The 24,908-nt window shown below is 71.4% G+C and carries 22 protein-coding genes and 1 pseudogene; 9 read left to right on the top strand and 14 right to left on the bottom strand.

Features of this window, described 5'->3' with window-relative positions:
• Positions 1–18: 18 nt before the first annotated feature.
• From lpxK to WAF18_RS11010, 7 genes are all read right to left on the bottom strand, one after another.
• Positions 19–1,008, bottom strand: coding sequence for a tetraacyldisaccharide 4'-kinase (gene lpxK, locus WAF18_RS11040; protein ID WP_337245132.1), 990 nt, complete (start codon positions 1,006–1,008; stop codon positions 19–21).
• Positions 1,005–2,795: a lipid A export permease/ATP-binding protein MsbA gene (msbA, locus tag WAF18_RS11035; protein WP_337245131.1), complete on the bottom strand. Its 1,791-nt coding sequence runs from the start codon at positions 2,793–2,795 to the stop codon at positions 1,005–1,007. Before msbA ends, lpxK begins: the two co-directional genes overlap by 4 nt.
• Before the next feature lie 4 nt (positions 2,796–2,799).
• On the bottom strand, positions 2,800–3,252 hold the full coding sequence (locus WAF18_RS11030) for a biopolymer transporter ExbD (RefSeq protein ID WP_337245130.1): 453 nt from the start codon (positions 3,250–3,252) through the stop codon (positions 2,800–2,802).
• A gap of 3 nt (positions 3,253–3,255) precedes the next feature.
• The gene (locus WAF18_RS11025) at positions 3,256–3,897 is read right to left on the bottom strand and encodes a MotA/TolQ/ExbB proton channel family protein (protein WP_337245153.1); all 642 of its coding nucleotides are present in this window, start codon (positions 3,895–3,897) and stop codon (positions 3,256–3,258) included.
• A 59-nt stretch (positions 3,898–3,956) separates the two neighbouring features.
• Entirely contained in the window at positions 3,957–6,281 is a 2,325-nt protein-coding gene (locus tag WAF18_RS11020) for a DNA internalization-related competence protein ComEC/Rec2 (RefSeq protein WP_337245129.1), read from the bottom strand.
• A gap of 297 nt (positions 6,282–6,578) precedes the next feature.
• Positions 6,579–7,322 (bottom strand): DUF4431 domain-containing protein, encoded by a 744-nt coding sequence (locus tag WAF18_RS11015; protein ID WP_337245128.1) that lies wholly within the window; start codon positions 7,320–7,322, stop codon positions 6,579–6,581.
• A 250-nt stretch (positions 7,323–7,572) separates the two neighbouring features.
• Entirely contained in the window at positions 7,573–9,171 is a 1,599-nt protein-coding gene (locus WAF18_RS11010; protein WP_337245127.1) for a TIGR02594 family protein, read from the bottom strand.
• A gap of 149 nt (positions 9,172–9,320) precedes the next feature.
• Between WAF18_RS11010 and WAF18_RS11005 the strand changes: the two genes are divergently transcribed.
• On the top strand, positions 9,321–9,827 hold the full coding sequence (locus WAF18_RS11005) for a DNA-deoxyinosine glycosylase (RefSeq protein ID WP_337245126.1): 507 nt from the start codon (positions 9,321–9,323) through the stop codon (positions 9,825–9,827).
• A gap of 187 nt (positions 9,828–10,014) precedes the next feature.
• Entirely contained in the window at positions 10,015–10,464 is a 450-nt protein-coding gene (locus tag WAF18_RS11000) for a hypothetical protein (protein WP_337245125.1), read from the top strand.
• 55 nt (positions 10,465–10,519) lie between these two features.
• On the opposite strand, the gene WAF18_RS10995 is transcribed toward WAF18_RS11000, so the two are convergent.
• The 3 genes from WAF18_RS10995 to WAF18_RS10985 all read right to left on the bottom strand — a co-directional run bounded on the left by WAF18_RS10995 (position 10,520) and on the right by WAF18_RS10985 (position 15,053).
• Positions 10,520–11,371, bottom strand: coding sequence for a pirin family protein (locus WAF18_RS10995; RefSeq protein ID WP_337245124.1), 852 nt, complete (start codon positions 11,369–11,371; stop codon positions 10,520–10,522).
• A gap of 190 nt (positions 11,372–11,561) precedes the next feature.
• Positions 11,562–13,769 carry a bifunctional 23S rRNA (guanine(2069)-N(7))-methyltransferase RlmK/23S rRNA (guanine(2445)-N(2))-methyltransferase RlmL gene (gene rlmKL, locus WAF18_RS10990; protein WP_337245123.1) on the bottom strand — a complete coding sequence of 736 codons (2,208 nt, stop codon included), beginning with the start codon at positions 13,767–13,769 and terminating at the stop codon, positions 11,562–11,564.
• Between the two features lie 354 nt (positions 13,770–14,123).
• Positions 14,124–15,053: an AraC family transcriptional regulator gene (locus WAF18_RS10985; RefSeq protein ID WP_337245122.1), complete on the bottom strand. Its 930-nt coding sequence runs from the start codon at positions 15,051–15,053 to the stop codon at positions 14,124–14,126.
• Positions 15,054–15,144: 91 nt separating this feature from the next.
• Between WAF18_RS10985 and WAF18_RS10980 the strand changes: the two genes are divergently transcribed.
• Positions 15,145–15,975: an oxidoreductase gene (locus WAF18_RS10980; protein ID WP_337245121.1), complete on the top strand. Its 831-nt coding sequence runs from the start codon at positions 15,145–15,147 to the stop codon at positions 15,973–15,975.
• Here WAF18_RS10980 and WAF18_RS10975 read toward each other — a convergent pair.
• The 3 genes from WAF18_RS10975 to WAF18_RS10965 form a co-directional block, all read right to left on the bottom strand.
• Complete coding sequence (locus WAF18_RS10975; RefSeq protein ID WP_337245120.1) at positions 15,972–16,922, bottom strand: IS481 family transposase; 951 nt, start codon at positions 16,920–16,922, stop codon at positions 15,972–15,974. The genes WAF18_RS10980 and WAF18_RS10975 overlap by 4 nt on opposite strands.
• A 154-nt stretch (positions 16,923–17,076) precedes the next feature.
• The gene (locus tag WAF18_RS10970; protein WP_337245119.1) at positions 17,077–17,622 is read right to left on the bottom strand and encodes a YqiA/YcfP family alpha/beta fold hydrolase; all 546 of its coding nucleotides are present in this window, start codon (positions 17,620–17,622) and stop codon (positions 17,077–17,079) included.
• Complete coding sequence (locus WAF18_RS10965) at positions 17,619–18,122, bottom strand: MOSC domain-containing protein (protein ID WP_337245118.1); 504 nt, start codon at positions 18,120–18,122, stop codon at positions 17,619–17,621. The genes WAF18_RS10970 and WAF18_RS10965 overlap by 4 nt, the downstream gene beginning before the upstream one ends.
• A 92-nt stretch (positions 18,123–18,214) precedes the next feature.
• On the opposite strand from WAF18_RS10965, the gene WAF18_RS10960 reads away from it, so the two are divergent.
• The 4 genes from WAF18_RS10960 (at position 18,215) to WAF18_RS10945 (ending at position 21,845) form a co-directional block, all read left to right on the top strand.
• On the top strand, positions 18,215–18,787 hold the full coding sequence (locus WAF18_RS10960) for an N-acetylmuramoyl-L-alanine amidase (RefSeq protein WP_337245117.1): 573 nt from the start codon (positions 18,215–18,217) through the stop codon (positions 18,785–18,787).
• Between the two features lie 76 nt (positions 18,788–18,863).
• Positions 18,864–19,745 carry an acyl-CoA thioesterase II gene (gene tesB / locus WAF18_RS10955; protein WP_337245116.1) on the top strand — a complete coding sequence of 294 codons (882 nt, stop codon included), beginning with the start codon at positions 18,864–18,866 and terminating at the stop codon, positions 19,743–19,745.
• A 1-nt stretch (position 19,746) separates the two neighbouring features.
• On the top strand, positions 19,747–20,580 hold the full coding sequence (locus WAF18_RS10950) for a hypothetical protein (protein WP_337245115.1): 834 nt from the start codon (positions 19,747–19,749) through the stop codon (positions 20,578–20,580).
• Between the two features lie 116 nt (positions 20,581–20,696).
• Positions 20,697–21,845, top strand: a complete 1,149-nt coding sequence (locus tag WAF18_RS10945; protein ID WP_337245114.1) for a sigma-70 family RNA polymerase sigma factor — start codon at positions 20,697–20,699, stop codon at positions 21,843–21,845.
• A 140-nt stretch (positions 21,846–21,985) separates the two neighbouring features.
• Here the strand turns inward: WAF18_RS10945 and WAF18_RS10940 are convergent, their stop codons facing one another.
• A complete protein-coding gene (locus tag WAF18_RS10940) occupies positions 21,986–22,636 on the bottom strand; it encodes an EF-hand domain-containing protein (RefSeq protein ID WP_337245113.1) in 651 nt (216 codons plus the stop codon).
• Positions 22,637–22,680: 44 nt separating this feature from the next.
• On the opposite strand from WAF18_RS10940, the pseudogene WAF18_RS10935 reads away from it, so the two are divergent.
• Both WAF18_RS10935 and WAF18_RS10930 read left to right on the top strand, forming a co-directional pair.
• Positions 22,681–23,540 (top strand): annotated as a pseudogene (locus WAF18_RS10935) (arginyltransferase).
• 8 nt (positions 23,541–23,548) lie between these two features.
• Positions 23,549–24,781, top strand: coding sequence for an endonuclease/exonuclease/phosphatase family protein (locus WAF18_RS10930; RefSeq protein WP_337245112.1), 1,233 nt, complete (start codon positions 23,549–23,551; stop codon positions 24,779–24,781).
• The last annotated feature ends 127 nt before the right edge of the window (positions 24,782–24,908 follow it).

Raw genomic sequence — 24,908 nt, 5'->3', positions numbered from 1 at the left:
TTCGGCCTGCAAGCGCGCTCAGGCCTTGCCGGCCGGGCTGCGGACCGCCTCGAGGCGGTCGAGCAACGCGATCCAGAACGCCTCGGGCAACCGCGCGGTGACCGGCACGCTGTAGTGCCGCTCGCCGGCAAACCGCATGCACTTGACTGCGTCCTTCTCGGTCATCAGCACCGGCAGATCGCTGCCGAAGCGCAGGTCTTCGGGCGTGTAGCGATGGTGATCGGCGAACGCGTGCGGTACCACGGCGATGCGCTCACGCCGCAGCGTGTCGAAGAAACGCTCCGGATCGCCGATGCCGGCGACCGCATGCACGCGCTGCCCGGCAAACGCCGACAACGGACGCGCACGGCCACCGGCCAGCGGCAGTGCATGCGCGGTCTCCAGGCGCATCGGCCACTCGCCAAATCCCGGCTCGAGACTGTCGTCCATGCCGGCGTTGAGCACGCGAAAATCACAGCGCGCGCCACGCTCGACCGGCTCGCGCAGCGGTCCGGCCGGGATCAGTGCGCCGTTGCCGTAACGACGGCGGCCGTCGATCACCTCGATCTCGACATCGCGCTGCAGGCGGTAATGCTGCAGGCCGTCGTCGCAGACCACGATGTCGCAGCCCGCTTTGATCAGTGCGTTTGCGGCCGCGACCCGGTCGGCATCGACACGGACCTTCGCCCCGGTGCGGGCGGCAATCAACACCGGCTCGTCGCCCGACCAGCGCGGATCGCTGACCGGCTCGACCCAGCGCGGGGTCCCCGCTTCATCACGACCGTAGCCACGGCTGGCGACGCCGGGCGTCCAGCCGGCGGCCTGCAGGCGCTCGACGATCGCGATCGTCAACGGCGTCTTGCCACTGCCGCCGGCGATCAGGTTGCCGATGACCAGCACCGGCCGCGCGACCTTGCGGGTGCGCAGCCACGCGCGTCGCCAGGCGCTTGCGCGTGCGTACACGCGCGCAAGCAGTCGCGCGTGCAGCGGCGGGCGGCTGCCGTCGAACCAGTAGCCCGGCGCCTTCACGCGTCCTGCTCCGCCGACGGCTCGACCTCACGGAACTGCATGCGATGCAGGTGCGCGTACAGGCCACCGCGCGCGAGCAGTTCGCGATGGGTGCCGCGCTCGACCAGCCGGCCCTGGTCGAGCACCAGGACCTGGTCGGCGTGCTCGATCGTCGCCAGCCGATGGGCAATGACCAGCGTGGTGCGGTCGGGCATCAGATGCTCGAGCGCGTCCTGCACCAGGCGCTCGGATTCGGCGTCCAGTGCCGCGGTCGCCTCGTCGAGGATCAGGATCGGCGCATCCTTGAGCATCGCGCGCGCAATCGCCAGGCGCTGCCGCTGTCCTCCCGACAGGCGGCCGCCGCGATTGCCGATGCCGCTCTGCAGCCGGTCGGGCAGTTTGTCGACGAACTCCATCGCATTCGCGCCGCGGATCGCGCCTTCGAGCGCCGCGACTGGCGCGCCCGCCATCTCGCCATAGGCGACATTGGCCGCGACGGTGTCGTCGAACAGCATCACCTGCTGGCCGACCAGCGCGATCTGACGGCGCACATCAGCCAGCCGGTACTCCTCCAGCGGATGGCCGTCGAGCAGGATCTCGCCGGTCTCGTGTTCGTAGAAGCGCGGCAGCAGCTTGATCAACGTCGACTTGCCGCTGCCCGAGCGGCCGACGATCGCGGTGACGGTACCCGGACGCGCGACGAAGCTGATGTCCTCGAGCGCCGGCTCGGCCTGCCCCGGATAGCGCGCGCCGACGTGACGGAACTCGATCTCGCCGCGCGCGCGCGTCAGCGGCCGCACACCCGGGTCGTGCTCGTCGGGCGCATCGAGGATCTCGAACAGCCGCTCGGCCGAGGCCACCCCGCGCTGGAGCATGTTCTGCACATTGGTCAGCTGCTTGAGCGCGGGGATGATCGCCATCATCGCGATCATCAGCGCCACGAAGCCACCCGCGGTCAGCCGGCCCTGCGAGGCTTCGTAGCCGGCGATCAACAGCAGCAGCGCCAGGCCGATCGAGCCCATGAGCTGGACCACGCCCGAGGAGATCGCGCGGGTCGCCTCGACCTTGAGGTTGAGCCGCATGTGCCGCTCGGCGACTTGCGCATAGCGCGCGTTCTCGGCCGCCTGGGCGCCGTAGATTTTCACTTCCTGCTGGTTGCTCAGCGACTGGTCGGCGGTCTGCATCAGCAGCGCGGCGCTGTCCTGGATGCTGTGGCTGACGCGGCGGTAGCGACGTGCGACCTTGCCCATGATCCACGACAACGGCGGCGCGATCGCCAGGATGGTCAACGTGACCTGCCAGCTGGTCATCAGCATCACGATCAGCGAGGCGATGATCTGCAGCGACTGCTGCAGCATCACCTTGGCCGCATCGATCGCGGCCTGCGAGACCTGGTCGCTGTCCGAGCCCAGCCGGACCAGCATCGACGGCACCGGCTCGGCATCGAAGCGCATGCCCGGCAGCCCGAGGTACTTGGCAAGCACGCGCACGCGAAGGTCCCGCGCGATGCCGCGCCCGGACTTGGCCATGTTGTAGTCGGCCAGATAGCCGGCCAGGCCGCGGACCACGAACAGCGCGATGATCGCCGCCGGCAACCACAGGTTCACGCCGGCATTGGCCGACACGAACGTCTCGTCGATGATCGGCTCCATCATCTTGGTGAAGGCGCCGCCGGCGGCGGCCTCGATAAGCATGCCGACCAGCGCGACCGACAGCAGCCCGCGGTAGGCGCCGGCGAAGGTCAGCAGCCGGCGGTAGACCGGCCAGGCGCGATCGGCGCGTGTCGCGCCTTGGGGAGGAGAAGCCATGAGGTCAACGTTCCTGTGAAGCGGGATCGCCCACGCGTCCGGCCGTCTGCGGCGCGGTTGCGTTGGCGATGCGGGTGAAGCCCAACTGGCCGAGCGCATCGTAGGCGGTGACGACCGCCTGCCAGGGGGTGCGGGCGTCGGCGCGCAGCACCACCACGCGCGCGCGGTCGTCGCCGGCGACCTCGACGATCGTGCGCTTGAGCGCATCGACATCGGTGCGCAGTGCCTCGCGGTCCTCGACGAAGTAGCGGCCGTCGGCATTGATCAGCAGCGTCAGCGTATCGGCCTGGGCGTCGTTGCGCTCGCCCGTGGCCTGCGGCAACTCCAGCTTGAGCACCGAGCGCGCGTCGAACGTGGTGGTGATCACGAAGAAGATGATCAGCACCAGGATCACGTCGATCAACGGCACGAGGTTGATCTCGGGCTCGTCGCGCGCACGCCGGTCGCGGATGCGCACGCTTCAGCCCCGCCCCGGGGCGACGGGTGGCGAGCGGCGCGCCGTGCGCGGGTCGATCGCGTCCATCAGCAGGATCGCCTCATGCTCCATCGCCACGATATAGCCGTCGATCCGGGCGCGGAAATGCCGGTGGAACATCAGCGCCGGCACCGCGACGATCATGCCGGTCGCCGCGCACACCAGCGCCTTGCCGATCCCGCCGGCGAGTTGGTCGACATCGCCGATGCCATGGTCCATCACGCCCAGGAACATCTGGATCATGCCCACCACCGTGCCGAACAGGCCCAGCAGCGGCCCGGCCGCGGCGATCGTGCCCAGCGCATTGAGATGGCGCTCCATCGCGAACGCGACATGGCGGCCGACATCCTCGACGCGCTCGCGGATCTCCTCACGCGGCCGGTCGCGGACATCGAGCGCGGCCGCCAGCAACGCGCCCAGCGGCGCGGTCGCGCGCAGCGAGGCGATATGCGCCGGATCGAGTGCGCCGCGCGTGGCCCAGGCCCGGACCTCTTCGCCCAGGCCGGGCGGCAGCACCGCACGCCGACGCAGGGCCCAGAAGCGCTCGACGATGATCGCCAGCGCGAACGCCGACAGCAGCAGCAGCGGCATCATCGGCCAGCCGCCGGCCTTCACCAGTTCGAGCACGCAAACCCCTTCGGCCACGGGGCCGGTCCACTCGGGCGACTAGGATAACGTAGCGCGACTCAGCCCCCGGCGGCGCGCTCGCTGCGGCGGACAGCGTCCCACAGCCGCGGTACGCGTGCGCGCTCACCGACCACGCGGACGCCACCGGGCCCCAGGCGCACCCGCAGCGCGCCGGCCTCGGCCGTGCCCGGCGTGGCGGCGCCCTGCTGGGTCCAGCGCGCAAGCGCCTGGGCATGCGGATGGCCGAACCGGTTGCCGTGGCCGGCCGACATCAGCGCATGCCGGGCGCCGGTCGCCGCGACGAACCCCGGATCCGACGAGCCCCCGCTGCCGTGATGGGCGGCGATGACGACATCGGCCGCCAGTGCCTCGGCGTCGCGGTGCACCAGCAGCCGCTCCACGACGGTATCGATGTCGCCGGGCAGCAGCGCCGTGCCATGCGCGGTCTCCACGCGCAGCACGCAGCTGGACGGGTTGCGGAACGGCGGGAAGTACAGGTCCGGATGCAGAAACCGGAACACGACGCCATCAGCCGTCCAGGCCGAGTCCATCAGGCACGGCGAAGCGCCGGGCACCCGGTCCCATTGCGGTGCGAACACCACCGGCGCGGCAAAGCGACGCTGCACCGCATCCAAGCCCCCGGCATGGTCGGCATCACCGTGGCTGACGACGATCGCATCGAGCCGACGCACCCCCAGGGCGTGCAGCGCCGGCACCACGACCCGTTCGCCGGCGTCGTAGCCGTCGGGCATTGCCGGGCCGGTGTCGTAGAGCACGGTGTGGCTGGCGGTGCGGATCAGGACCGCCAGTCCCTGGCCGACATCGAGCACGACAAGTTCGGCTTCGCCCGCGCCGGGCAGCTCCCGGTCCGGCCATAGCAACGGCAGCCACAGCAACGCGGCGAGCCCCTTGCCCGGCACGCCGCGCGGCAGCAGCAGCCAAAATGCAGCCAGCAGCGCCAGCGGCAGCGCGAGCCGATGCGGGGCAGGCAGCCACCACAACGCGAAAGGCGCGGTCGCGAGCCCGTCGAACAGCCGCCAGCTCGGCGCGAACGCCCACGCCGCCAGCCGCCAAGCCCAGTCCCCGGCGCCGGCATGCAGCGCTTCCAGGCCGGTGCCAAGCACCGACAACGGCACCACGACCAGGCTCCACCACGGAATCGCGACCAGATTGGCCAACGGACCGGCCAGTGACGCCTGGCCGAACAAGGTCACGGTCAGCGGCAGCAGACCCAGCGTCGCCACCCATTGCGAGGCCAGTAGCCCGCGCGTCGCCGACAGCGCGCGGGCGTCGGGCAGGCACCAGACCAGCCAGGCGACGCCGGCGAAGCTCAGCCAGAAGCCGGCTGAGAGCACCGCCATCGGGTCGACCAGCACCACGGCGATAGCGGCATAGGCGAGCGCATCGGCGATGCGCAGCCGGCGGCGCACCAAGCGGGCGACCACCACCACTGCGATCATCAGAACCGTGCGCACGGTCGGCAGTTCCCAGCCGGCCGCTGCGGCGTAGACGCTGGCAGCCCCCAGCGCGACCACTGCGGTCGCCTGCGGCCGGGGCAGCACGCGGCCCAGCGATGGCAGACACCACCACACCGCCGCCGCCAGCAGCGCGAACGCGCCGCCGACCATCCCGACGTGGAAGCCCGAGATCGCGATCAGATGGGTCAGGCCGGTGGCGCGGAGCGCTTCCCAGTCGAGCTCGCCGAGGCCGCGCGTGTCGCCCACCGCCAGTGCCCGGACGAACCGCGCGGCGTCCCTGCCGACCACCCGCTCGATCCGTTCGGCGGTGCGATGGCGCCAGCGGTCCATGCCGCCGGTCGCCTCGAGCCGCGTCATCGGCTCACCGGTGCGCAGATAGCCCACAGCGGCCACACGCCGGGCCATTGCGTGTTTCTCGCTGTCGATCCAGCCAGGATTGCGCAGGCCACGCGGCGCGCGGATGCGTGCGGTGAAGCGCCATCGGTCGCCGGGCTCGAGCGCCAGCCGCCGCGGATCCGGAGCCGCGTCGCGGGCATCGAACCACGACAGCCGCAGCAACCGGCCACGCAATGCCGCAGGCCCGACATCAGCATCGACCCGGAATTCGAACCAGCTCCGCTGCGCCTCGTGCACGGGCAGGCCGACGAGGCGTCCCGACACGACGACATCGCTGCGCCCCATGGTGGCCGGCCACTGCAGCGACAGCGCATGCGCCGCATGCAATCCGCACAGCGCCAGGCCGAACATGCCCGCGCCCGCCACGCGCAGTCCCACACGCCCGAAGCCCCAGGCGCCCGCCCCCAGCGCGAGCAGCAGCGCCAGCCCCCAAACGGGTAAAAGCGCCGGCCACGCGAGGCAGGCAGTCGCGCCGAGCACCAACGCCGCGCCGGTCGCGGTGCCGAACATCGCGACAGACGGGCGTATCGGCCTGACCTCGGTCCGGCTCGATCTGCCGCCGCTGCGGCCGCTGTCGCCATCAATGGTGTCGGCGCCGCCCCCCCGCCCGGCGATCGCACTCTCGCCCTGTTCCATCCGCGCGTCCTGCACTGGCCTGCCGACAGCCTGCCGTGCGGTGCAGCCTTGCGCCGTCCGGCGACTGCGCGGCCGCGGGTCGGGAATCGCCGCATCCGATCCCGTGCGCCATGGCGTCCGCACCGACCGCCGCCCCACCAGGGCGATGGCGCCCGGCCCCGCTCCGCGACGCTACTGCCGGTAGTACGCCGTCCAGCGCCAGCAGCCGGACTCGCGCGCGAATTCCAACGCGCCGATGCGCGCCTGGTCGTCGACGCCCGGCGTGATCCGCCAGTCCGGTGCTGCGCTGTCGGGCGAGGCCGCGTAGTCGGCCAGCGGACGCGAGGCCCGTGGCAGGCCCGCATCGGCGTCGAGCCAGGCCGGGCACGCCGCCAGTAGCGCGGCGCGGTCGAGAGACTGGACCGGATCGTCGTCCAACAGGCCCGGCGCGGCCAGTGGCAGCCGGGCGTGGGCGACCAGGGCGGCACAGTCGCGCCGCGCGAGCGCATCGCGAAATGCCGGCCACGCCGCGCCAAAATCGCCAGCCAAGCAGGACGCGGCGTCATCGTTGGCGCGCGTGCAGGCGTCCGAGGGCGCACTGTCGGCGACCTGGATCAGCACCTCGGTGTAGTGATGGCCGGTCTCGGCGGGAAACAACGTGCCGCGCACACGCCGACATCCCGGCGCGAGTCCGCTGGCGCCGCTGCCGGCGAGCTGCAACGCGTCCACCCGCCGCGTCGTGGCGCCGTCCTCGACCTCGATCGGCGCGTCCAACTGCAGCACCGGTACCCGCACCACCGGATCGTCCGGCGATTCCCCGAAGCCCGGCGGGCCACGTTCCTCGCGCATCGCCACCCGGCCGATGACCACCGAGACCTCGGGCTCGAGGCGATAGCGCGCCGGCTCCGCAGGTGCAGGCGCGGGCGCGACATCCACCGCGGCGCCAGTCCCGGCGTCGTCCCCGGACGGCGCAGGCGGTGCCTGCGTCGGCGCCCCCGGCGGCTGCCCACAGGCCACGAGTCCGGCCAGGGCCAACATCCAGGCGAATCTGCAGTCGCGCACGGCCATACGGCGGGGTCCGAACAGGGCGATGGTCCAGCCTAGAGCCCAGCGCGTGGCGGCGCCAGATCCCGGCCGCGGTGCGCCACACGCACCGGCCGAGCGGCCGGCCACGCATGCCGCGCCGTCATGGCGTGCGGGTCACGTGGCCTTCCTGCCAGCCCTCGACCACCTGGATCGCGCCGACCACGCGCGAGAGCTCGGCGGCCGACAGACTGGCGATGCTGCGGCCGCTGTCGAGCCCGGTCAGCCGTTCGATGGTCCGTTGGTAGGCGTTGGTGTCGTTCTCCACCGGCGGCGCGTAGCGGTGGATCGCATCGTTGATGCTCAGGTTGCGATAGCTCGGCCCCTGCAGCAGCGCACCGATGGCGCGTTCGCCGGTGGAGCGGTCGGGGAACACCGCAAAGCCGCCCGGCCCGGTGCCGAGCGCGCCATGGGCATTGGCGAAGTCGCCGGCGCGGATGTTGCCGGGATTGTGGTTGCGCCAGGCCAGCGTGCCGCCGCTGCGGGTCTCGACCGTGCCGTCGGCGTGGGTGATGACGGTATCGCGGCCCTGCGCACGGGCGCTCGCGCCGCCCTCGCCCACCGTCGCCGTCGCATCCGGTCCGGACGCGGTGGAGGTGGAGGGGGTGGACACCGCGCCGCTGGGCACCCGGACGAACTGCCCGGGATGGATGAGGTCCGGGTTCGCCGCCAGGTGCGGATTGGCCTGCAGCAGCGCCGGCAGGCCAACGCCATGCCGCCCGGCGATGCCTGACAGGGTGTCGCCGTCGCGCACGGTCACCGTGGTGCTCGCCCCTGCCGGCAGTGCAACTGTGTCGCCCGGATGGATCCGGTCGGGCGCGGCGGCGAAGCGCGGATTGGCCGCCAGCAGTGCATCGAGCCCGACGTCGTGACGGCGCGCGATGCCTGACAGGGTATCGCCAGCGACCACCGTGACCTGGCCGCCACGCGGGGCCGGCGTTGGGTTGGGCGCAGGCCCTGTCGGGTCCGGCGTCGGCGACGGCGCGGCCGGCGCCCCGCTGGGACGCCGGATCGCGATCGCATTGCCCAGGTCATACGGGGCCACGTTGACCGCATTGCTCTGGTTGCCGCCGAGCAGATGCACGGTGTTGCCCTCGACCCGGTCGACGAAGCCGACATGGTTCGGGAACACGACCACGTCACCGCGCTGGATGTCGGCGCGCGGCACCGCCTCGCCCCAGTTCGCCCACTCGCGCGCGCGGTAGGCCTCGTTGGCGATCGGATGGCCTGCCTCCTTCATGACGAAGGCGACGAACGAGCCGCACCAGGCGTTGTCGCGGCCGCTGTCGTCCTTGCCCCAGAAGCCGGACGCGGCGTGGTACTCCATGATCCGCGGGTTCGCGCGCGTGCCCGAGACCTCGGCCTGCCCCAGTTCGCGCTCGGCGATGGCCATCCAGCCGGCACCGCCGTCGTGGGCCGCGGGCAGCTGCGCACGGATGCTCGGGTGCACGCTCGACAACGGCTCGGAGTTGGCATGCGCCGCCGGCGCCGCGGTCCCGGCGACCGGCTCGGGAATCGACAGCGTCTGGCCGCCGGCGATCCGGTCCGGATCGCGGACCTGGGGATTGGCGGCCAGCAGCGCGTCGACGCTGACACCGTGCTGCTGCGCGATCGCCGACAGCGTATCGCCGGGACGCACAGCGTAGTCGCTGCCGGCACTGGGGGACGCGTGGCTGGAGAGCGATGAGACGGCATTGACCATGGCGGCAAGCTCGCGACGGGATAGCGCCACCCTCGGCGACCGGCCCGGTCAGAACAATCCGGGGCCGACCCCAGCCCGGGTCGACCCCAGGTGCGCGGGCGTCATCGCCGACATGGCAGCATGCGTCCCCCCGCCCCACGTCCGCCCCGATGCCAGACCCTGTCCTGCGCAGCTTCGCCCCCGTCGTCGGCCCCGGCGCGCGCGTGCTGGTGCTCGGCAGCATGCCGGGCGTGGCCTCGCTCGATGCGGGCCGCTACTACGCGCATCCGCGCAACCTGTTCTGGCCGATCATGGGCGCGCTGTTCGACGCCGGGCCCGAGCTGCCCTATGCGCAGCGGCTGGCGCGTCTGCAACAGGCCGGGATCGCCTTGTGGGACGTCGCTGGCGAATGCGTGCGTCCCGGCAGCCTGGATGCCCGGATCGAGGCCGGCAGCGTGGTCGCCAACGACATCGCCGGTCTGCTGGCGGCCCATCAGGGCATCGACCGCATCCGCTTCAACGGCAGCGCTGCGCAGACCCTGTTCCGCCGGCACGTGCTGCCGACACTGCCGCGCGCCCCGGACCTGGCGCGGCTGCCCTCGACGAGCCCGGCGCATGCGGCGCTGCGGTTCGACGACAAGCTCGCCGCCTGGCGCGCTGGCCTGTGCAACCAATGATCGGCGACCGGCGGCGCAGGCCTGTCGCCAACGCGCGATCTTGAGCGCCACAATGCGGACCGTCGCAAAGACGCGCAGGTCTCCGATCTGCGGATGCGCCGCAATCCGACGCGCGTTCTCTTCGTTTCCGATACTCGCCCGTCGGCCCCTGCGTTATGGTCTGCCCAGGTCATACAGGGAGCCGATGATGCATTGCATCCGAACGCTGACGTTGCTTGGCGCATTGTGCTGCGGCGCGGCCGCCGCGCAGGCCGAGAGCGCCAGTGCCTGCCCGCAGTTGCCGGTCATCGCCAACGTGCAGTGGAGCGTGCAGGAGAGCGAGGATTTCGTGTTCTGCCGTGCGATCGAGTTCGACACCCAACGCCAGCCGTTCGCGGTCGCGATCGGGCGCACCCCGACGTTCCAGCCGCGACGGGGCGAGCGGATCGGCCATCCGGTCCGCATCGACGGGCTCTCGGCGTGGTGGCATGCCCCGCAGAACGACCTGACCAGTGCCATCGTGCGCGAGACGCTGCTGGAACTGGCCTCGGGCCACTACGCCCACATCATCGTGCGCGCCGACGACCCGGCGCAGCTGGCGCGCACGTTGCGCCAGGTCGAGCAACTGGAATTCGCCGACGTCCGCTTGGGCAACTGAGGCGGACGTGCGCGGGGCCGGTTCTAGAACCAATCTTTTCTAGAACCGGTCTTTTCTAGAACCGGCCCTCCTGGAAATCCACGAAGGCCTGCATCAGTTCTTCGCGGGTGTTCATGACGAACGGGCCGTGACGGGCCACCGGCTCGCGCAGTGGACGCCCGCCGACAACGATCAGCTTCGCGCCTTGTTCGCCAGCATGCAGTTGCAACCGCGCGCCGCCGCCGAGCACGCCCAGTTCCTGCGCGGCGAGCGGGCGCATCGCCTCACCCTCGCCCACTGTCGTCTGGCCTTCGTAGACATAGGCGAAGACGTTGTGGCCGTCGGGCAGGTCGAACGCCCAGGCGCTGTCCGGCGCCAGTGCGATGTCCAGATACAGCGGCTCGGTCGCCGGCTGCGCGATCGGACCGGCGGTGCCGTCCACGCTGCCGGCGATGAGCTTGACCGTCACGCCCGGCGCGGGCTCGACCACCGGTAACCGGTCGGGCGCGAACTCCTGGTAGCGCGGCGCGGTCATTTTCTCGCGCGCGGGCAGGTTCACCCACAGCTGGAAGCCGCGCATCCGTCCGGCCTGCTGCTCGGGCATTTCCGAATGCACCAGGCCGCGCCCTGCGGTCATCCACTGCACGCTGCCGGGGACCAGCAGGCCCTCGTTGCCGTGGTTGTCACGATGGCGCATGCGTCCGTCGAGCATATAGGTCACGGTCTCGAAGCCGCGATGCGGGTGGTCTGGAAAACCGGCCAGGTAGTCCTCGGCGCGGTCGGTGCCGAACTCGTCGAGCATCAGGAACGGATCGAGATCGGGCAGCTGCGGCGTGCCGATGACGCGGATGAGCTTGACGCCGGCGCCGTCGCTGGCGGGCATGCCGCGCACGGTGCGCACGACGCGGGCGGTCTGGGAGGCGGTCATCGGGAAGCTCCGAACAGGGTCTGAGCGCACACGATGCGGGTGCGGCGGGCCGATTCCACCGGCGTGGATGGAACGCAAGGTTTCCGCCGGTACCAGGCGCAGCGCGTCGCCTCGCGTCATGCCGGGCCAGGTCGGTCCCCCGGCCCACATCGCGGGCGCGCGACCGGGCGCGATCGCGGGCCCGGCTGCGTCAGCGCGCGGTCAAGCGCCAGGCGCGGTGGATGCGCGGGTTGCGCTCGAAATCGGGCGCGATCGTCGCCGGCGTGATGTCCTCGCAGTGCGCGAACGCGGCCACCGCCTCGGTGTCGAGCCGGAACCGGCGGAAGTTGTTGGAGAAATACAGCGCGCCGCCGGGCGCCAGCCGGGCGACGGCCGCACGCAACAGGCGCACGTGCTCGCGCTGGATGTCGAAATCCTTGGCCCGCGCCGAATTGGAGAACGTCGGCGGGTCGCAGAAGATCAGGTCGTACTGCGCGGTCTCGGCCTCCAGCCACTGCAGCGCGTCGGCCTGCACCAGCCGATGCCGGGCGCCGCCCATGCCGTTGGCGGCGAGATTGTCCGCGCACCACTGCAGGTAGGTCGCTGACAGGTCGACGGTCGTGGTCGTCCGTGCGCCGCCGGCCGCGGCGTGCACGGTCGCAGCCCCGGTGTAGCCGAACAGGTTGAGAAAGCGCGTGTCTGCCGCTTCTTCCGCGATGCGCAGGCGCATCGGGCGATGGTCGAGGAACAGGCCGGTGTCGAGATAGTCGAACAGGTTCACGCGCAGGCGCACCTGGCCTTCGTCGACCAGCATGAACGCATGGCGCGCGTCGAGGCGACCGTACTTGCTGCCGCCCTTGCCGCGGCTGCGGGTCTTGATCGCGATGCGCTCGCGCGGAATGCGGAACACCTCGCGGGCCGCACTCAGCACGTCGCCGAAGCGGCGCCGGGTCGTGGCCTCGGGAATCTCGGCCGGTGCAGCGTACTCCTGGAGATGCAGCCACAGCGGCGCGCCATCGGCGCTCGGGTCGGATTCGGACTGGATGTAGACGTCGATCGCGGCCGCGTACTCGGGCAGGTCGGCGTCGTAGACGCGGTAGCAGGTCACGCCTTCGCGCTCGCGCCAGGCCTTGAACCTGCGCAGGTTCTTGCGCAGGCGGTTGGCGACCATCGTCGCGCCCTCGCTCAGCGTCTGCGGGGCGTCGTCGACCTCGCGCTGGGGCGGGCGCACCGGATCGCAGACGATCAGGCTGCACTCGAGCGCGCCGTTGAACACCTGATACTTCTTCTTCGCGCGCAGGCCGGTCGCGTGCGCGAGTTCGGCATCGCCACACAGCAGGCTCGCGCGCCAGTCCGGCACCGCGCGCGCCAGCGCATTGCCGAGGCTGCGGTAGAGCGCGGCATCGGCCGCCAGACGGGCGTCATAGGGCGGATTGCAGACGACCAGGCCACGCGGCGCGGCGTCGTTCGGTGCGGCGCCGTCGGACAGCGCGGACGACGGTGGCGCCTGCAGGGCGACGACGTCGCCGACCTGCCAGTCGATCGCGTCGCGCAGCCCGGCCGCCGTGGCGTTCTCGCGCGCGGCATGCACCGCGTGCGGGTCGAGATCGCGGCCGAAGAACGCGGTGCGCAGGCGCTCGCGGCCGCTGCGCTCGCGCACCAAGGCCTCGTCGCACAGGGTCCGCCAACAGGCGGCATCGAAGCCGTGCCAGCGACTCGGCGCCCGGCCGGTGGTCGCCGCGCCGCCGTCGCGGGCCAGGCCCGGCGCGACATCGGCGGCCATCAACGCACCTTCGATCAGCAGCGTGCCGCTGCCGCACATCGGATCGAGCAACGCGCCACCCGCGGCGTACAGCGCCGGCCAGCCGCCGCGCATCAGCACCGCCGCGGCGAGGTTTTCCTTCAGCGGCGCCTCGCCTTGCGCGCGGCGCCAGCCGCGGCGGTGCAACGGCCCGCCCCCCAGGTCCACCGAGAGCAATGCGCGCCCCTTGCGCACCACCAGGCTCAGGCGCAGGTCCGGCGCCTCGACATCGACATCCGGGCGCGCGCCGGTGGCCTCGCGCAGGGTATCGACGATCGCATCCTTGACCCGTTGCGCGGCGTAGCGCGCGTGGGTGATCGCACTGCCGGAGACGTGGGCATCGATCGCCAACGTCATCGACGGATCGAGATGGGCCGCCCAGTCGACCGCGCGCGCGCCGGCGTACAGCGCGTCCTCGTGCTCGCAGGCGTAATCGGCGATCGGCCACAGCACCCGGCTGGCGAGCCGCGACCACAGCACCGCGCGCTGCGCGTCCTGCAGCGTGCCTTCGGCATTGACCCCGGCGACGGTGGCCGTGGCCTGGGCCGCGCCCAGCGCGAGCACCTCATCGACGAGCAGATATTCCAGGCCCTTGGCGCAGGAGACGAAGAATTTCACGGGCAGGCGGACCACTCAAGGGAAAGAAAGACGCGGCGCACGCCGCGCGCGTTGCGCATCGCCAGCGCTCGCACCGGATCTGGGCGGCACAGTTGCGGCCACCGATCGGAACGGCGCGCAACGCACGGCACGAAGATGGCGCGCAAAATACCACAGGCCCTGTGCCCCCCTTCCGTGGGGCGGCGCGACGTGTTGCTGTCCCCGTCCCCATGGCAACCGCGGCACCGCACCGGGCGGCGGCCGCATGGCGACGTGGCCGACCGCCTGGCCACCCAGCGCCTTCATGGCGCAGGACATGAGCGCGTCCCGGCGTGACGCACTCGCCGATCGCGACGGTGGCGCGCGCGGCGCCGCTCAGTGCGAGGCGACGAATCCACCGCTGGGCACAGCCGGCGGCACGGCGAAATCGGCGCGCATGCGCGCGACTTCCGCTCGCGGCGGCCGGCCGAACAGCCGTTTGAACTCGCGGTTGAACTGCGACGCGCTCTCGTACCCCACCGCATGACAGGCGGTCGTGGCGGTCATCCCGTCGCGCGCCATCAGTACCCGCGCCTGGTGCAGGCGGATCGACTTCAGATACTGCATCGGCGCGACCTGGGTCACCGCCTTGAAATGGGCGTGGAACGACGGCGTGCTCATGCCGGCCGCCTGCGCCAGTTGCGCGACATCGAGCCGCCGGGCGTGATCGCGATGGATCCGCTGCAGCGCCCGGCCGATGCGGCCGAACGGGCCCTGCTGGGCCAGCGCCGCGCGCAGCGTCTGCCCTTGCGGTCCGGTCAGCACGCGGAAGTACAGCTCGCGTACGAGCGCGCGGCCGAGGATCGCCGTGTCCAGCGGCTGGCTCAGCACCTGCAGCAGACGCTGCACGGTCTGGCGCAGCGTGTCGTCCATCGGACTGGACACCAGGCTTTTGGGCGCCTGCGCAGGGGGCACGCCGCCGGCGTGCTCGATCTCGAGCATCAAGCCCGCCGCGAGCGGCACGTCCAGATGCAGATACAGCGCCAGCAAGGGCCGCTCCGCGCTGCCCTCCGACTGCATGGTGAAAGGCACCGGCACCGAGACCGCGAGGTAATGCTGCTCGTCGTAGACGAACACCGCATCGCCGAAGTACCCCCGCTTGGCGCCCTGGCACACGAACACGATGCCGGGGTCGTAGAGCACCGGCGTGAGCGTCAGCGGCCGGTCCGAGCGCAGCACCCGCACATCCGGCAAGGCGGTCAGGTTGTAGCCCTCGCGCGGCGCCAGCGCGCGCAGCAATGCAATGGAATCGAGTGCGGGATTCATAGAAATAGGCAAGCAAAACAGACGTTTCGGCGTCGTGACTGCATGGCGCCCATAGCATCCTACAGCCCCACCTCGAACCCCGGAACATGCCGTGACACAGTCGAAAACCCTGCTCATCACTGGCGTCAGCAGTGGCTTCGGCCGTGCGCTCGCCCAGGCGGCCCTGGCCGCCGGCCATCGCGTCGTCGGCACGGTGCGCAGCCCACAGGCGCAGCAGGCGTTCGAGGCGCTGGGCGCCGGTGCGCTGGGCCGGGTCCTGGATGTGACCGACTTCGACGCCATCCCCGGCGTCGTCGATGCGATCGAGGCCGACATCGGGCCGCTGGACGTGCTGGTCAACAACGCCGGCTACGGCCACGAGGGCGTGCTGGAGGAATCCGCATTGGACGAGCTACGCCGGCAGTTCGACGTCAACGTGTTCGGCGCGGTCGCCATGATCAAGGCCGTGCTGCCCGGGATGCGCCGGCGGCGGCGCGGGCACATCGTCAACATCACCTCGATGGGCGGCTTCATCACGATGCCCGGCATCGCCTACTACTGCGGCAGCAAGTTCGCGCTGGAAGGCATGTCCGAGACCCTGGGCAAGGAAGTCGCGCCGCTGGGCATCCACGTCACCGCGGTGGCACCCGGCGCGTTCCGCACCGATTGGGCGGGCCGTTCGATGGTCCGCACCCCGCGCAGCATCGCCGACTACGACGCGCTGTTCGACCCGATCCGCGAGGCGCGCCAGTCCAGGAGCGGCCACCAACCGGGCGACCCGGCCAAGGCCGCACGCGCCATCCTGACCCTGCTCGACGTGCCGCATCCGCCCGCGCACCTGCTGCTGGGCAGCGATGCGCTCGAGCTGGTGCGCGAAAAGCTCGCCGCCCTGGAGGCCGAACTCGCCACCTGGGAGACACTGACCCGATCGACGGATGGCTAGGTGTGTAAAGCCAGCACGTTGTTCACAGGCATCGGAATTCTGGAGATAGGCGGCTTGTAGTCGAGGCTGGCATGCGGACGATGCCAGTTGTAGGTATGAAGCCAGCTCGTCAGTTCGGTGGCGCGTTGATCGGAGCTGTCGTAGCTACGGGCATAGGCCCACTCGCGCAGACTGGTCTGGATGAAGCGCTCGGCCTTGCCGTTGGTGCGCGGCGTGTAGGGGCGCGTTCGATGATGCTTCAATCCCAGGCGTCGCATGGCCCGGGCAAATAGCGCGGATCGATAGCAGGCACCGTTGTCGGTGAGCACCTGACGGAAGGATACGCCCAGGGTCCGGTAGTACCGCAGAGTCTCGATGAGCGCATGCACCGCGCTCATCGCACGCTCGTCCTTCTGGATGCAGGAAAAGGCCACTCGTGAGTTGTCGTCGATTGCGACATGGACGTACTCCCAGCCTGCGCCATCGCTGGACTGGGTGCGATCACCGGTCACCCGATGCCCGGGGCGCCGGAAGCGCCCAAGTTTCTTGATGTCCAGATGCAGCATGTCGCCGGGATTGGGGTGCTCGTAACGGTTCTGTGCCCGCGGGGGCTCCAGGGCCGACAGCCGGTTGAGGCCCGCTCGCCGGACGATCCGGGCCACCGTGCTCTGGCCCAGCCCCAGCGCATCACCGATGTGTCGATAGGTCTGGCGCTCGCGCCGGCGCGCCAGCACCTGCATCACGACCGGCTCGGGCGTGGCATGTGGACACCGCCCGGGACGTGAGCTGCGGTCCGCCAGCCCGGCCGTTCCCTGCTGACGGAATCGGTCCAGCCACTTGTACGCGGTGCGTGCGCTGACTCCGCACGCCTGCGCTGCCTCTTCCACGCGCAAGCCTTCATGCAGGATCCGACGCACCAGCAAAGCTCGACCATGCGGCGTTAATCGGGCATGTTTATGCAGGTTCATCCGGGGCTCCTGGGGGCTGGTTGGCTTCGTAACCCCCATCTTCCAGAGATGCCCCGGATGAACAACCTACTGAGAGATCACAGCTAGGCGCGCGCCTGGTCGTCGCCGCCGCGGCCTCGGTCGGGCCCTGTGCGCGAACTCTGCAGGTGCCGCCCTACAGCCGCACCAGCAATTCGGCGAAGGCCTGCGCCGAGGCGGCGACATGCGCACCCAGGCGGTGGTCGTCGTCGACCAGCAGCAGCCGGCCGCGCCGCGCGCGGGTCCACTCGACGACATCGGCGGCCGGGATCAGTTCGTCGTGCCAGCCGTGGATCACCGACAGCGGGACCTCGGCGGCCTGCAATGGATGCGCGGCATCGAGCCGGACCGGCGGCGCCATCAGAAACAGCGCCGCGACCGGCACCCGTTGCGAGACGTGTCCGGCGATCCACGCACCCAGGCTCGAGCCGGCCAGCACCACCGGGCCGCGCGTCGCCGCGTCCGTCGCGGCCTGCATCAAGCGCTCGATACGCGCGGCGACATCACCCAGCGGACTCACCTCGCGCCGCGCGTCCAGGTCGGTGTAGTCCGGGCGCTCGTGGGTCCAGCCCAGCGCCTCGGCCGCCTGCGCCAGCGCAGTCACCTTGGTCGCGTCCGGACCGCTCTCGAAGCCGTGCGAGAGGATGCAATGGCCTCGCAATGGCACGCGCCGCGCGCTCATGCGACCACCTCCCAATGCACGGCGTCGCCGACGCGCAGCGTGCCGCCCTGCACGATCCGCGCGCACAACCCGCCCATACCGCGCATCGCGTTGTAACCGCCCGCGCCCAGCGCGGTCTCCATGCGCGAACACGGATCGCAGGGATCGGTGCCTTCGAACACAACTTCGCCGATGCGGAAACGCTGGCCCTTGAACGCGATCAACGGGATGCCCGAGACCACCAGATTGCGGCGCAAGGTCGCCGGCGCGACCGCGTCCCGGCCGCTGAACGCGGCGATCGCCGGCAGGTGCTCGGCCTGGATCAGGGTCGCGCCACGCTTGCCGCTGCCACCGGCGTAGCGGTCGCCGGCCAGCCCCGCGCCGGTGTGCGCCTGCGCGGTCTCCACGACCGTCATCGGGACATCGCGCGCCGGACGCAGGCCGATCCAGTCGAGCCGGCCGGCGCGGGGAAACTGCGTCATCAAGGCGTGCAGCGGGGAATCGGGCGGCGGAAGTCTCATCCGGTCAATGGTAGCCCGAACCCCCTTGCACACGCGCACGTGCCTGCGCCGACGCGCGGTCGTGCTGCGCGATCCGGGCTACCATCCGCGCCATGTCCGTTGCCGCGCCCCTTCCGACCCTCGTGCAGCAGCCGCTGCCCTACGTGGACCGGCTCACGCGGCGCGCGCGTGCCGACATCACGCTGGTGGTGATCCACTGCACCGAACTGCCGGATCTGGCGACGGCACGGACCTACGGCGAGCGCGTGCTCTACGCCGCCGGCACCGGCAACAGCGGGCATTGGTACATCGATCGCGACGGCACGGTCGTCGAATACGTGCCTGCCGAGCACATCGCCCACCATGTGCGCGGCCGCAACGCCGAATCGGTGGGCATCGAACTGGTCAACCGCGGGCGCTTCCCGCACTGGCTCGACTCGCGCCACCAGGCGATGGACGAGCCCTACACCGATGCGCAGATCGAGGCGCTGATCGGGCTGCTGCGGCAGTTGTGCGACACGCTGCCGTCGCTGCGCGCGATCGCCGGCCACGAGGACCTCGATCTCGAGCAGGTCCCGGCCAGCGACGATCCGCAACTGCGCGTGCCGCGCAAGCGCGACCCCGGCCCGCGCTTCCCCTGGGACACGGTGCTGGCGCAGGTGCCATTGCGCCGCATCGTCGCCTGAACGTCGCGATCGGGGCCGGGCACCGGGCGCCCCCTATAATCGTCCGCCCGGTGCTGCCCGCCACGACTCTGCCGCGATGACCCCGCCCGTTTCGGAACTGATCGACCTGCTTTCGCTCGAGCGCCTCGAGGACAATCTGTTCCGCGGCCAGAGCCGCGACATCGGCACCAAGTACGTGTTCGGCGGCCAGGTGCTCGGTCAGGCGCTGTCGGCCGCGCAGGCGACGATGACCGCACCGCGCCCGGCGCATTCGCTGCATGCCTACTTCCTGCGCGCCGGCGACGTCGATGCGCCGATCGTCTACGACGTCGACCGCACCCGCGACGGCGGCAGCTTCTCGGTGCGCCGCGTCACCGCGATCCAGCACGGCAAGGTGATCTTCTTCTGCGCGGCCTCGTTCCAGGAGGCCGAAGCCGGCGCCACCCACCAGCTGACGATGCCCGAGGTGCCCGCACCCGAGGACATCGCGCCGCAGGACCCGCTGCCGGCCGAGGTGCTGGCCCGGTTGCCGGTCAAGGTCCAGCGCTGGCTCGACCGCAGCGGCCCGTTCGAGTTCCGCCACGTGTATCCGCGCGACGAACTGCAGCCGCCCAAGCGCCCGCCGTTCCAGCAGGTGTGGTTCCGGCTGTCGGAGCGCGTCGGCGACGCGCCGTCGCTGCACCGTGCGCTGCTCGCCTACGCCTCCGATTTCCACCTGCTCGGCACTGCGACCTTCCCGCACGGCATCAGCTACTACCAGCCGAATGTGCAGATGGCCTCGCTCGACCACGCGCTGTGGTTCCATCGTCCGTTCCGGGTCGACGACTGGCTGCTGTACTCGCTCGACAGCCCGAGTGCACAGGATGCGCGCGGCCTGGCCCGCGGCCAGATCTTCGACCGCACCGGGCGCCTGGTCGCCAGCAGCGCGCAGGAAGGCATGATCCGCGTGCGCCCCGACGCCCCGCCGGCGGCCGACTGACATGCGCCAGGTCTTCTCCAGCGCGCGCCTGGAAAACGTCGAGCGCGTCGCCGACATGCTGCGCGCCGAAGGCATCGAGGTACAGATCAGCAATGGCCGCTCGTACAAGGGCAACCGGCGCGGCACCTTCAGCTATCGCGACCAGGCCGCCGGCCCCCGGCCCGCGGTCTGGGTGACGCGCTCGGAGGACCAGCCGCGCGCACGCGCGCTGCTGCGCGACACCGGCCTGCTGCAGACCCAGCCCTCGACGCGCAGCTACCTGGCGCAGGGCGAGCTGACGTTCGCGGCCGACAATGCGCCGCCACCGCGCCGGGGCCTGAGCCGGGCGGCGAAGATCCGCTATGCCCTGCTGGGCGGTGCGGTCGTGGTGATCGGGCTGTCCTGGTGGTCGCGGCCCTCGCCCGACGCGCCGACCCCGACGCCCGACATCGCGCCGCCCGCCGCGCAGGGACCGTCGCTGGACATGCTGCCGCAGACAGTCGAGGCCGGGGTCCACCGTATCCCGGTGCCGCAGGCGCTGGCTGCCACCCTGCTCGCCGATGCGCTGCGCGCGCAATCGGGGCCGGTCTGCGTGGCCGTCGACGGCGACACCCCGACCGCCCCGCTGCTGGCCGAGCTCGAAGCCGGCTATGCGCAGGTGCTGCCGGCCTCGGCCTGCACCGGCGGCGACGGCCAGGCCGCGTGGCTGGAGATCCACAACTACCGCACCGACGGCTCGGGCCGGGGCACGGTCGAGTTGTCGAACGGCGGCAGCGACCCCGCCCAGGGCGTGATCACGCGTACCTTCGATGTCCAGCGACAGGGCCGCGACTGGCGCTTCGCGCCGGCGAAGTAGCGCAAGCCTCACCGCCAGTCGCTGCCCGCGGCCGCGTGGATGCGGCATGATCGGCCGGCCGGTCACATCCGGCCGCCCGGATGCGTCCTGGGTGGACCCTCAGCTGGAAACGACCGATGTCCGCGATTGCCGCCGACCCGAGCCTCGAAGACCGGATCCACCTGGAGCTGCCGGCCGCGCGCGGCGGCGACCAGGCCGCGTACGGGCGGATCGTGCGGTTGAGCCAGAACGCGACGACCGCGATCGCGCTGGCGATCACCCGCGATGTGCAGGCCAGCCAGGACATCGCCCAGGAGGCCTATCTCAAGGCCTGGCAGCAACTCGGACGGCTGCAGAACCCCACCAGCTTCCTGCCGTGGCTGCGCCAGATCACGCGCAATCTCGCGCGCGACCATCTGCGCGCGCGCCGCGACCGGCTGGTCGCCGGTGAGGTCGCAGACCTCGCGATCGCGCAGGCCGCCGATCCCGATAGCTGTCCGATGCAGCGGATCATCGACGACGAAAGTGGACGCGTGGCCGCCGACCTGATTTCCGAGCTGCCCGACGACAGCCGCGAAGTGTTGTTGCTGTACTACCGCGAGGGCGGCAATTCCCGGCAGGTCGCCGCGCTGCTCGGCCTGTCGGACGCGGCCGTGCGCAAACGCCTGTCGCGCGCGCGGCGCAGCCTGCGCGAAGACCTGATCGCGCGCTTCCGCGATTTCGCCGAAGGCTCTGCGCCCGGCACCGCGTTCACCGTGCTGGTCGTGGCCGGACTGGGCAGCTTCACCAAGCCGGCGCTGGCGGCGGGTGCAGCCGGCGGCACGATCGGCAGCGGCGTCGCCGGCAAGGCCCTGTTCGGTTCGGCCGGTGCCGCCGGCGCCAGCCTGGTGTTCGGCGCGCTGACCTGGTGGCTGTGCCGCAAGCTGCTGCTGCAGTACACCGACACCGACGACGAACGGCGCGCGCTGCTGCGCTTCTACGATCGCTGGATGCTGGCCTCGGTGATCGGCGGCGCATTCGTAGGCCTGGCGTATGCGATCTCGGGCAACAGCTACACCGCGTTCTGCATCGCGACCGTGACCTTGCTGGTCGCGATCACGTTGCCAGCGTTGACCCGGTTGCCGCGGCTGATGAATCCCCTGCTCGCCCGCGATGCCGCGCGCGACCCGGCCGGGGCGCGGCGACGCGCACGAATCTATGAACTGACCTTCGGCCGCACCGGCATGCTGTTGGGCAATCTGATGGTGATCGGCATGCTGGTGATCGTCGGCCTGCGCGGGCATTGATCGCAGCGGTCGTACCTGGCGGCCACGTCCGATCGCGTGCCGGCTGATCGTGCATGCCGATGCGCATGCGCTTGCATGCCATGCACCTGGCCGCGCCGAAAGGCGCCGCCTGATGCGACGCCTTCGGCCGGATCCTCGACTCAGCGCTGCGGCCGGGCGGCCCGCAGTTCGTCGCGGCTCAGCGTGCCGTCGCGGTTCTCGTCGAACCAGGCGAAGCGCTCGGCCAGCCGCGGCATCGCCTCATCGACCTCGACCCGACTCAGTCGGCCGTCGCCGTTGAGGTCGGCGGCGCGGAACATCGCGTCGAAGCGACGCTCGCCCTCGGTGCGACGTTCGGCCCGCTTGGCGTCATGCCACCGCCGCAGCTCGCTCCGGGTCAAATAGCCATCGCCATCGCGGTCGATCGACGCGAAGTCGGCGACCAGATCGAAGCCGCGCCCGCCACGCGCATGCGCGCCGTGCGGCTTGCGTGCGGCGCGCTCGACCGGCCGCGCCGCATCGCCCTCGCGCGCTGCATGCGCGGCCAATCGGGCCTCGCGTCGTGCCTGCCAGGCCTGCTGCCCCGCCTCGGCCTCGGCCCGGCTGATGCGGCCATCGCCATCGGTGTCCAGGCGCGCCAACGCGTCGACCGGATCGCGGGGCAATCCAGGGCGGCCGTGGCCGCGATGTGCCTGCGCCTCGGCCCCGGTCGGCGCGGCGCCTTCGGCGACGGCCGGCGAACGGGCCGACGCGGTGCCGGCAGCGAGAGTCAGGGCGGCGAGCAGCGCCGCAGAGAGCAGGGTCTTGTGCATGTGGGGTTCCCGTTGTGGACGGCACGGCGCCGCCCTGTGCATCGATCAACGCGCCCGCCGCGTCTGACGTTGACGCCGTCCCGGGCCGGTTCAGCCGGCAGACGGCGGCCGCCGTCGCATCCGTTGCGACGACCGGCGCTATCCTGACCCGATGCCGTCACCGCCCCGCCCCAGCCACCAGGATGCCGCGGTCGCGGACGAACTGCGCCTGTTCCACAGCGGCGCCCACGCCTGCGGTTACTGGCCCGAGCGCGTGGCCCGCGATCTCGTGCTCGATCCCGAGGATCCCCGCCTCGCGCTGGCCTATCCGCAGGCGCTGCGCTGGGGCTTCCGCCGATCCGGCGACCTGCTCTACCGGCCGCACTGCACGGCATGCCGGGCCTGCGTCGCGGTGCGCATTCCGGTCGCCGCCTTCGTGCCCAATCGCAGCCAGCGCCGGACCCTGGCGCGCAACGCCGACATCGCAGCGCGCATCCTGCCGGCCGGGCGCAACGACGAGCGCCTGGCGCTGTACCGGCGCTACCTGCGCGCGCGTCACGTCGACGGCGGCATGGACGACCATGGCGCGGCGGAGTTCGACCAGTTCCTGATCGGGCGCTGGAACGATGGCCGCCTGCTGGAACTGCGGCTGCACGGCCGGCTGGTCGCGGTCGCGGTCACCGACCTGGCCGACGATGCGCTCTCGGCGGTCTACACGTTCTTCGACCCCGACGCATCAACACGCGGCCTGGGCACACTGGCGATCCTGCAGCAGATCGCCTGGGCCCGCCGCGAGGGACGCGCGTATCTGTATCTTGGCTATTGGATCGAAGGACACCGCAAGATGGACTACAAACGCAATTTCCAACCGCTCGAAGGCTTCGATGGACGCCAGTGGCGTCCGATGACGGCGTGGGCGCGATGAGGCGCGGCATGCTCTGGCTGCTGCTCGTCGTCGCCGCGCTGGGGCTGGCCGCCTGCGTCCGGGTCCATGTGCACGGCGATCGCCCGACCACGGCCTCGCCCCCGGCGCCTGCGCCCGCCGCCGGCGCGCTGCGCATCGCCACCTACAACACCTCGCTCAACAGCGACGAACCCGGTGGCCTGCTGCAGCGTCTGCAGGGCGACGACGCGGGTGCGCGCAAGGTCGCCGCTGTGCTGCAACGGGTGCGTCCGGACATCGTGCTGCTCAACGAGTTCGACTACGTCGCCGACGGCAGTGCGGCCACGCTGTTCCAGACCCGCTGGCTCGAGCGCGCGCAGCCCGGTGGCGGTGCGCCGCTGCACTATCCTTACCGCTACCTGGCGCCGGTCAACACCGGCGTGCAGAGCGGGCTGGACCTCGACGGCAACGGCACGGTCGGCGGCGAGGGCCGCGACCGTGGTAACGACGCCTGGGGCTACGGCCTGCATCCGGGCCAGTACGGCATGCTGCTGCTCTCGCGTTACCCCATCGACGCCGAGGCCGCGCGCACGTTCCAGTGGCTCAAGTGGAGCGCGATGCCCGATGCGCAGCGCCCGCACGACCCGGCGACCGGCGCCCCGTTCCATCCCGACGCGGTGTGGGCGCAGTTGCGGCTGTCGTCCAAGTCGCACTGGGACGTGCCGGTACGCACGCCCGCCGGCGTGCTGCACGTGCTCGCCTCCCATCCCACGCCGCCCGCGTTCGACGGACCGGAGAAGCGCAACGTCGCGCGCAACCACGACGAGATCCGCGTCTGGCACGACTATCTGTCGCCGGGCGCGCATGACTGGCTATGCGACGACGCCGGGCGCTGCGGCGGGTTGGCCGCCGACGCCCGGTTCGTGATCCTGGGCGATCTCAACAACGATCCGGTCGACGGCGCCGGCGCGCACGAGGCGATCGTCGGCCTGCTGGAACACCCGCGTGTGTTGAGGATGGCCACGCCGCGCAGCGAAGGTGCGGTCGAGGCGGCGGCGCGCGATGGCGGGGCCAATCTCGAGCACCGCGGCGCGGCCGCCCACGACACCGGCAGCTTCGGTCCGCGGGTCGGCAATCTGCGACTCGACTACGTGCTGCCGTCGGTCGGCCACGTGCCGGTCGCCAGCGGGGTGTTCTGGCCGCCCAGCGACGCGCCGCATGCCGAGATCGTCGATGGCACCGACCATCGGCTGGTCTGGGTGGACGTGGCCGAGGGCGGCTGACGCGTTGCGTCCTGGCATGGCGCCATCCGGCGATCGGCGCAGGACGGCTGCCGCGCCCCTGCTGGCGATCGGCGCGCGGCCCGTGCACCATCGGGGAATGCCGCCCACCGTACCGCCCCGCCAGCAC

The organism is Luteimonas sp. gir (genome assembly GCF_037198055.1).
Taxonomy (GTDB): Bacteria; Pseudomonadota; Gammaproteobacteria; order Xanthomonadales; family Xanthomonadaceae; genus Luteimonas; species Luteimonas citri_A.
This window is presented reverse-complemented; position numbering and strand designations above follow the sequence as displayed.

Bases quoted from the DNA above. Each gene is read 5' to 3' on its own strand.
- WAF18_RS10985 (WP_337245122.1), bottom strand. From the start codon at position 15,053: ATGAATCCCGCACTCGATTCCATTGCATTGCTGCGCGCGCTGGCGCCG.
- tesB (WP_337245116.1), top strand. From the start codon at position 18,864: ATGACCCCGCCCGTTTCGGAACTGATCGACCTGCTTTCGCTCGAGCGC.
- WAF18_RS10940 (WP_337245113.1), bottom strand. From the start codon at position 22,636: ATGCACAAGACCCTGCTCTCTGCGGCGCTGCTCGCCGCCCTGACTCTC.
- WAF18_RS10975 (WP_337245120.1), bottom strand. From the start codon at position 16,922: ATGAACCTGCATAAACATGCCCGATTAACGCCGCATGGTCGAGCTTTG.
- WAF18_RS10950 (WP_337245115.1), top strand. From the start codon at position 19,747: ATGCGCCAGGTCTTCTCCAGCGCGCGCCTGGAAAACGTCGAGCGCGTC.
- WAF18_RS11020 (WP_337245129.1), bottom strand. From the start codon at position 6,281: ATGTTCGGCACCGCGACCGGCGCGGCGTTGGTGCTCGGCGCGACTGCC.
- WAF18_RS10960 (WP_337245117.1), top strand. From the start codon at position 18,215: ATGTCCGTTGCCGCGCCCCTTCCGACCCTCGTGCAGCAGCCGCTGCCC.
- WAF18_RS10930 (WP_337245112.1), top strand. From the start codon at position 23,549: ATGCTCTGGCTGCTGCTCGTCGTCGCCGCGCTGGGGCTGGCCGCCTGC.
- WAF18_RS10970 (WP_337245119.1), bottom strand. From the start codon at position 17,622: ATGAGCGCGCGGCGCGTGCCATTGCGAGGCCATTGCATCCTCTCGCAC.
- msbA (WP_337245131.1), bottom strand. From the start codon at position 2,795: ATGGCTTCTCCTCCCCAAGGCGCGACACGCGCCGATCGCGCCTGGCCG.
- WAF18_RS10945 (WP_337245114.1), top strand. From the start codon at position 20,697: ATGTCCGCGATTGCCGCCGACCCGAGCCTCGAAGACCGGATCCACCTG.
- WAF18_RS11005 (WP_337245126.1), top strand. From the start codon at position 9,321: ATGCCAGACCCTGTCCTGCGCAGCTTCGCCCCCGTCGTCGGCCCCGGC.
- WAF18_RS10995 (WP_337245124.1), bottom strand. From the start codon at position 11,371: ATGACCGCCTCCCAGACCGCCCGCGTCGTGCGCACCGTGCGCGGCATG.
- WAF18_RS11000 (WP_337245125.1), top strand. From the start codon at position 10,015: ATGCATTGCATCCGAACGCTGACGTTGCTTGGCGCATTGTGCTGCGGC.
- WAF18_RS10965 (WP_337245118.1), bottom strand. From the start codon at position 18,122: ATGAGACTTCCGCCGCCCGATTCCCCGCTGCACGCCTTGATGACGCAG.
- WAF18_RS11010 (WP_337245127.1), bottom strand. From the start codon at position 9,171: ATGGTCAATGCCGTCTCATCGCTCTCCAGCCACGCGTCCCCCAGTGCC.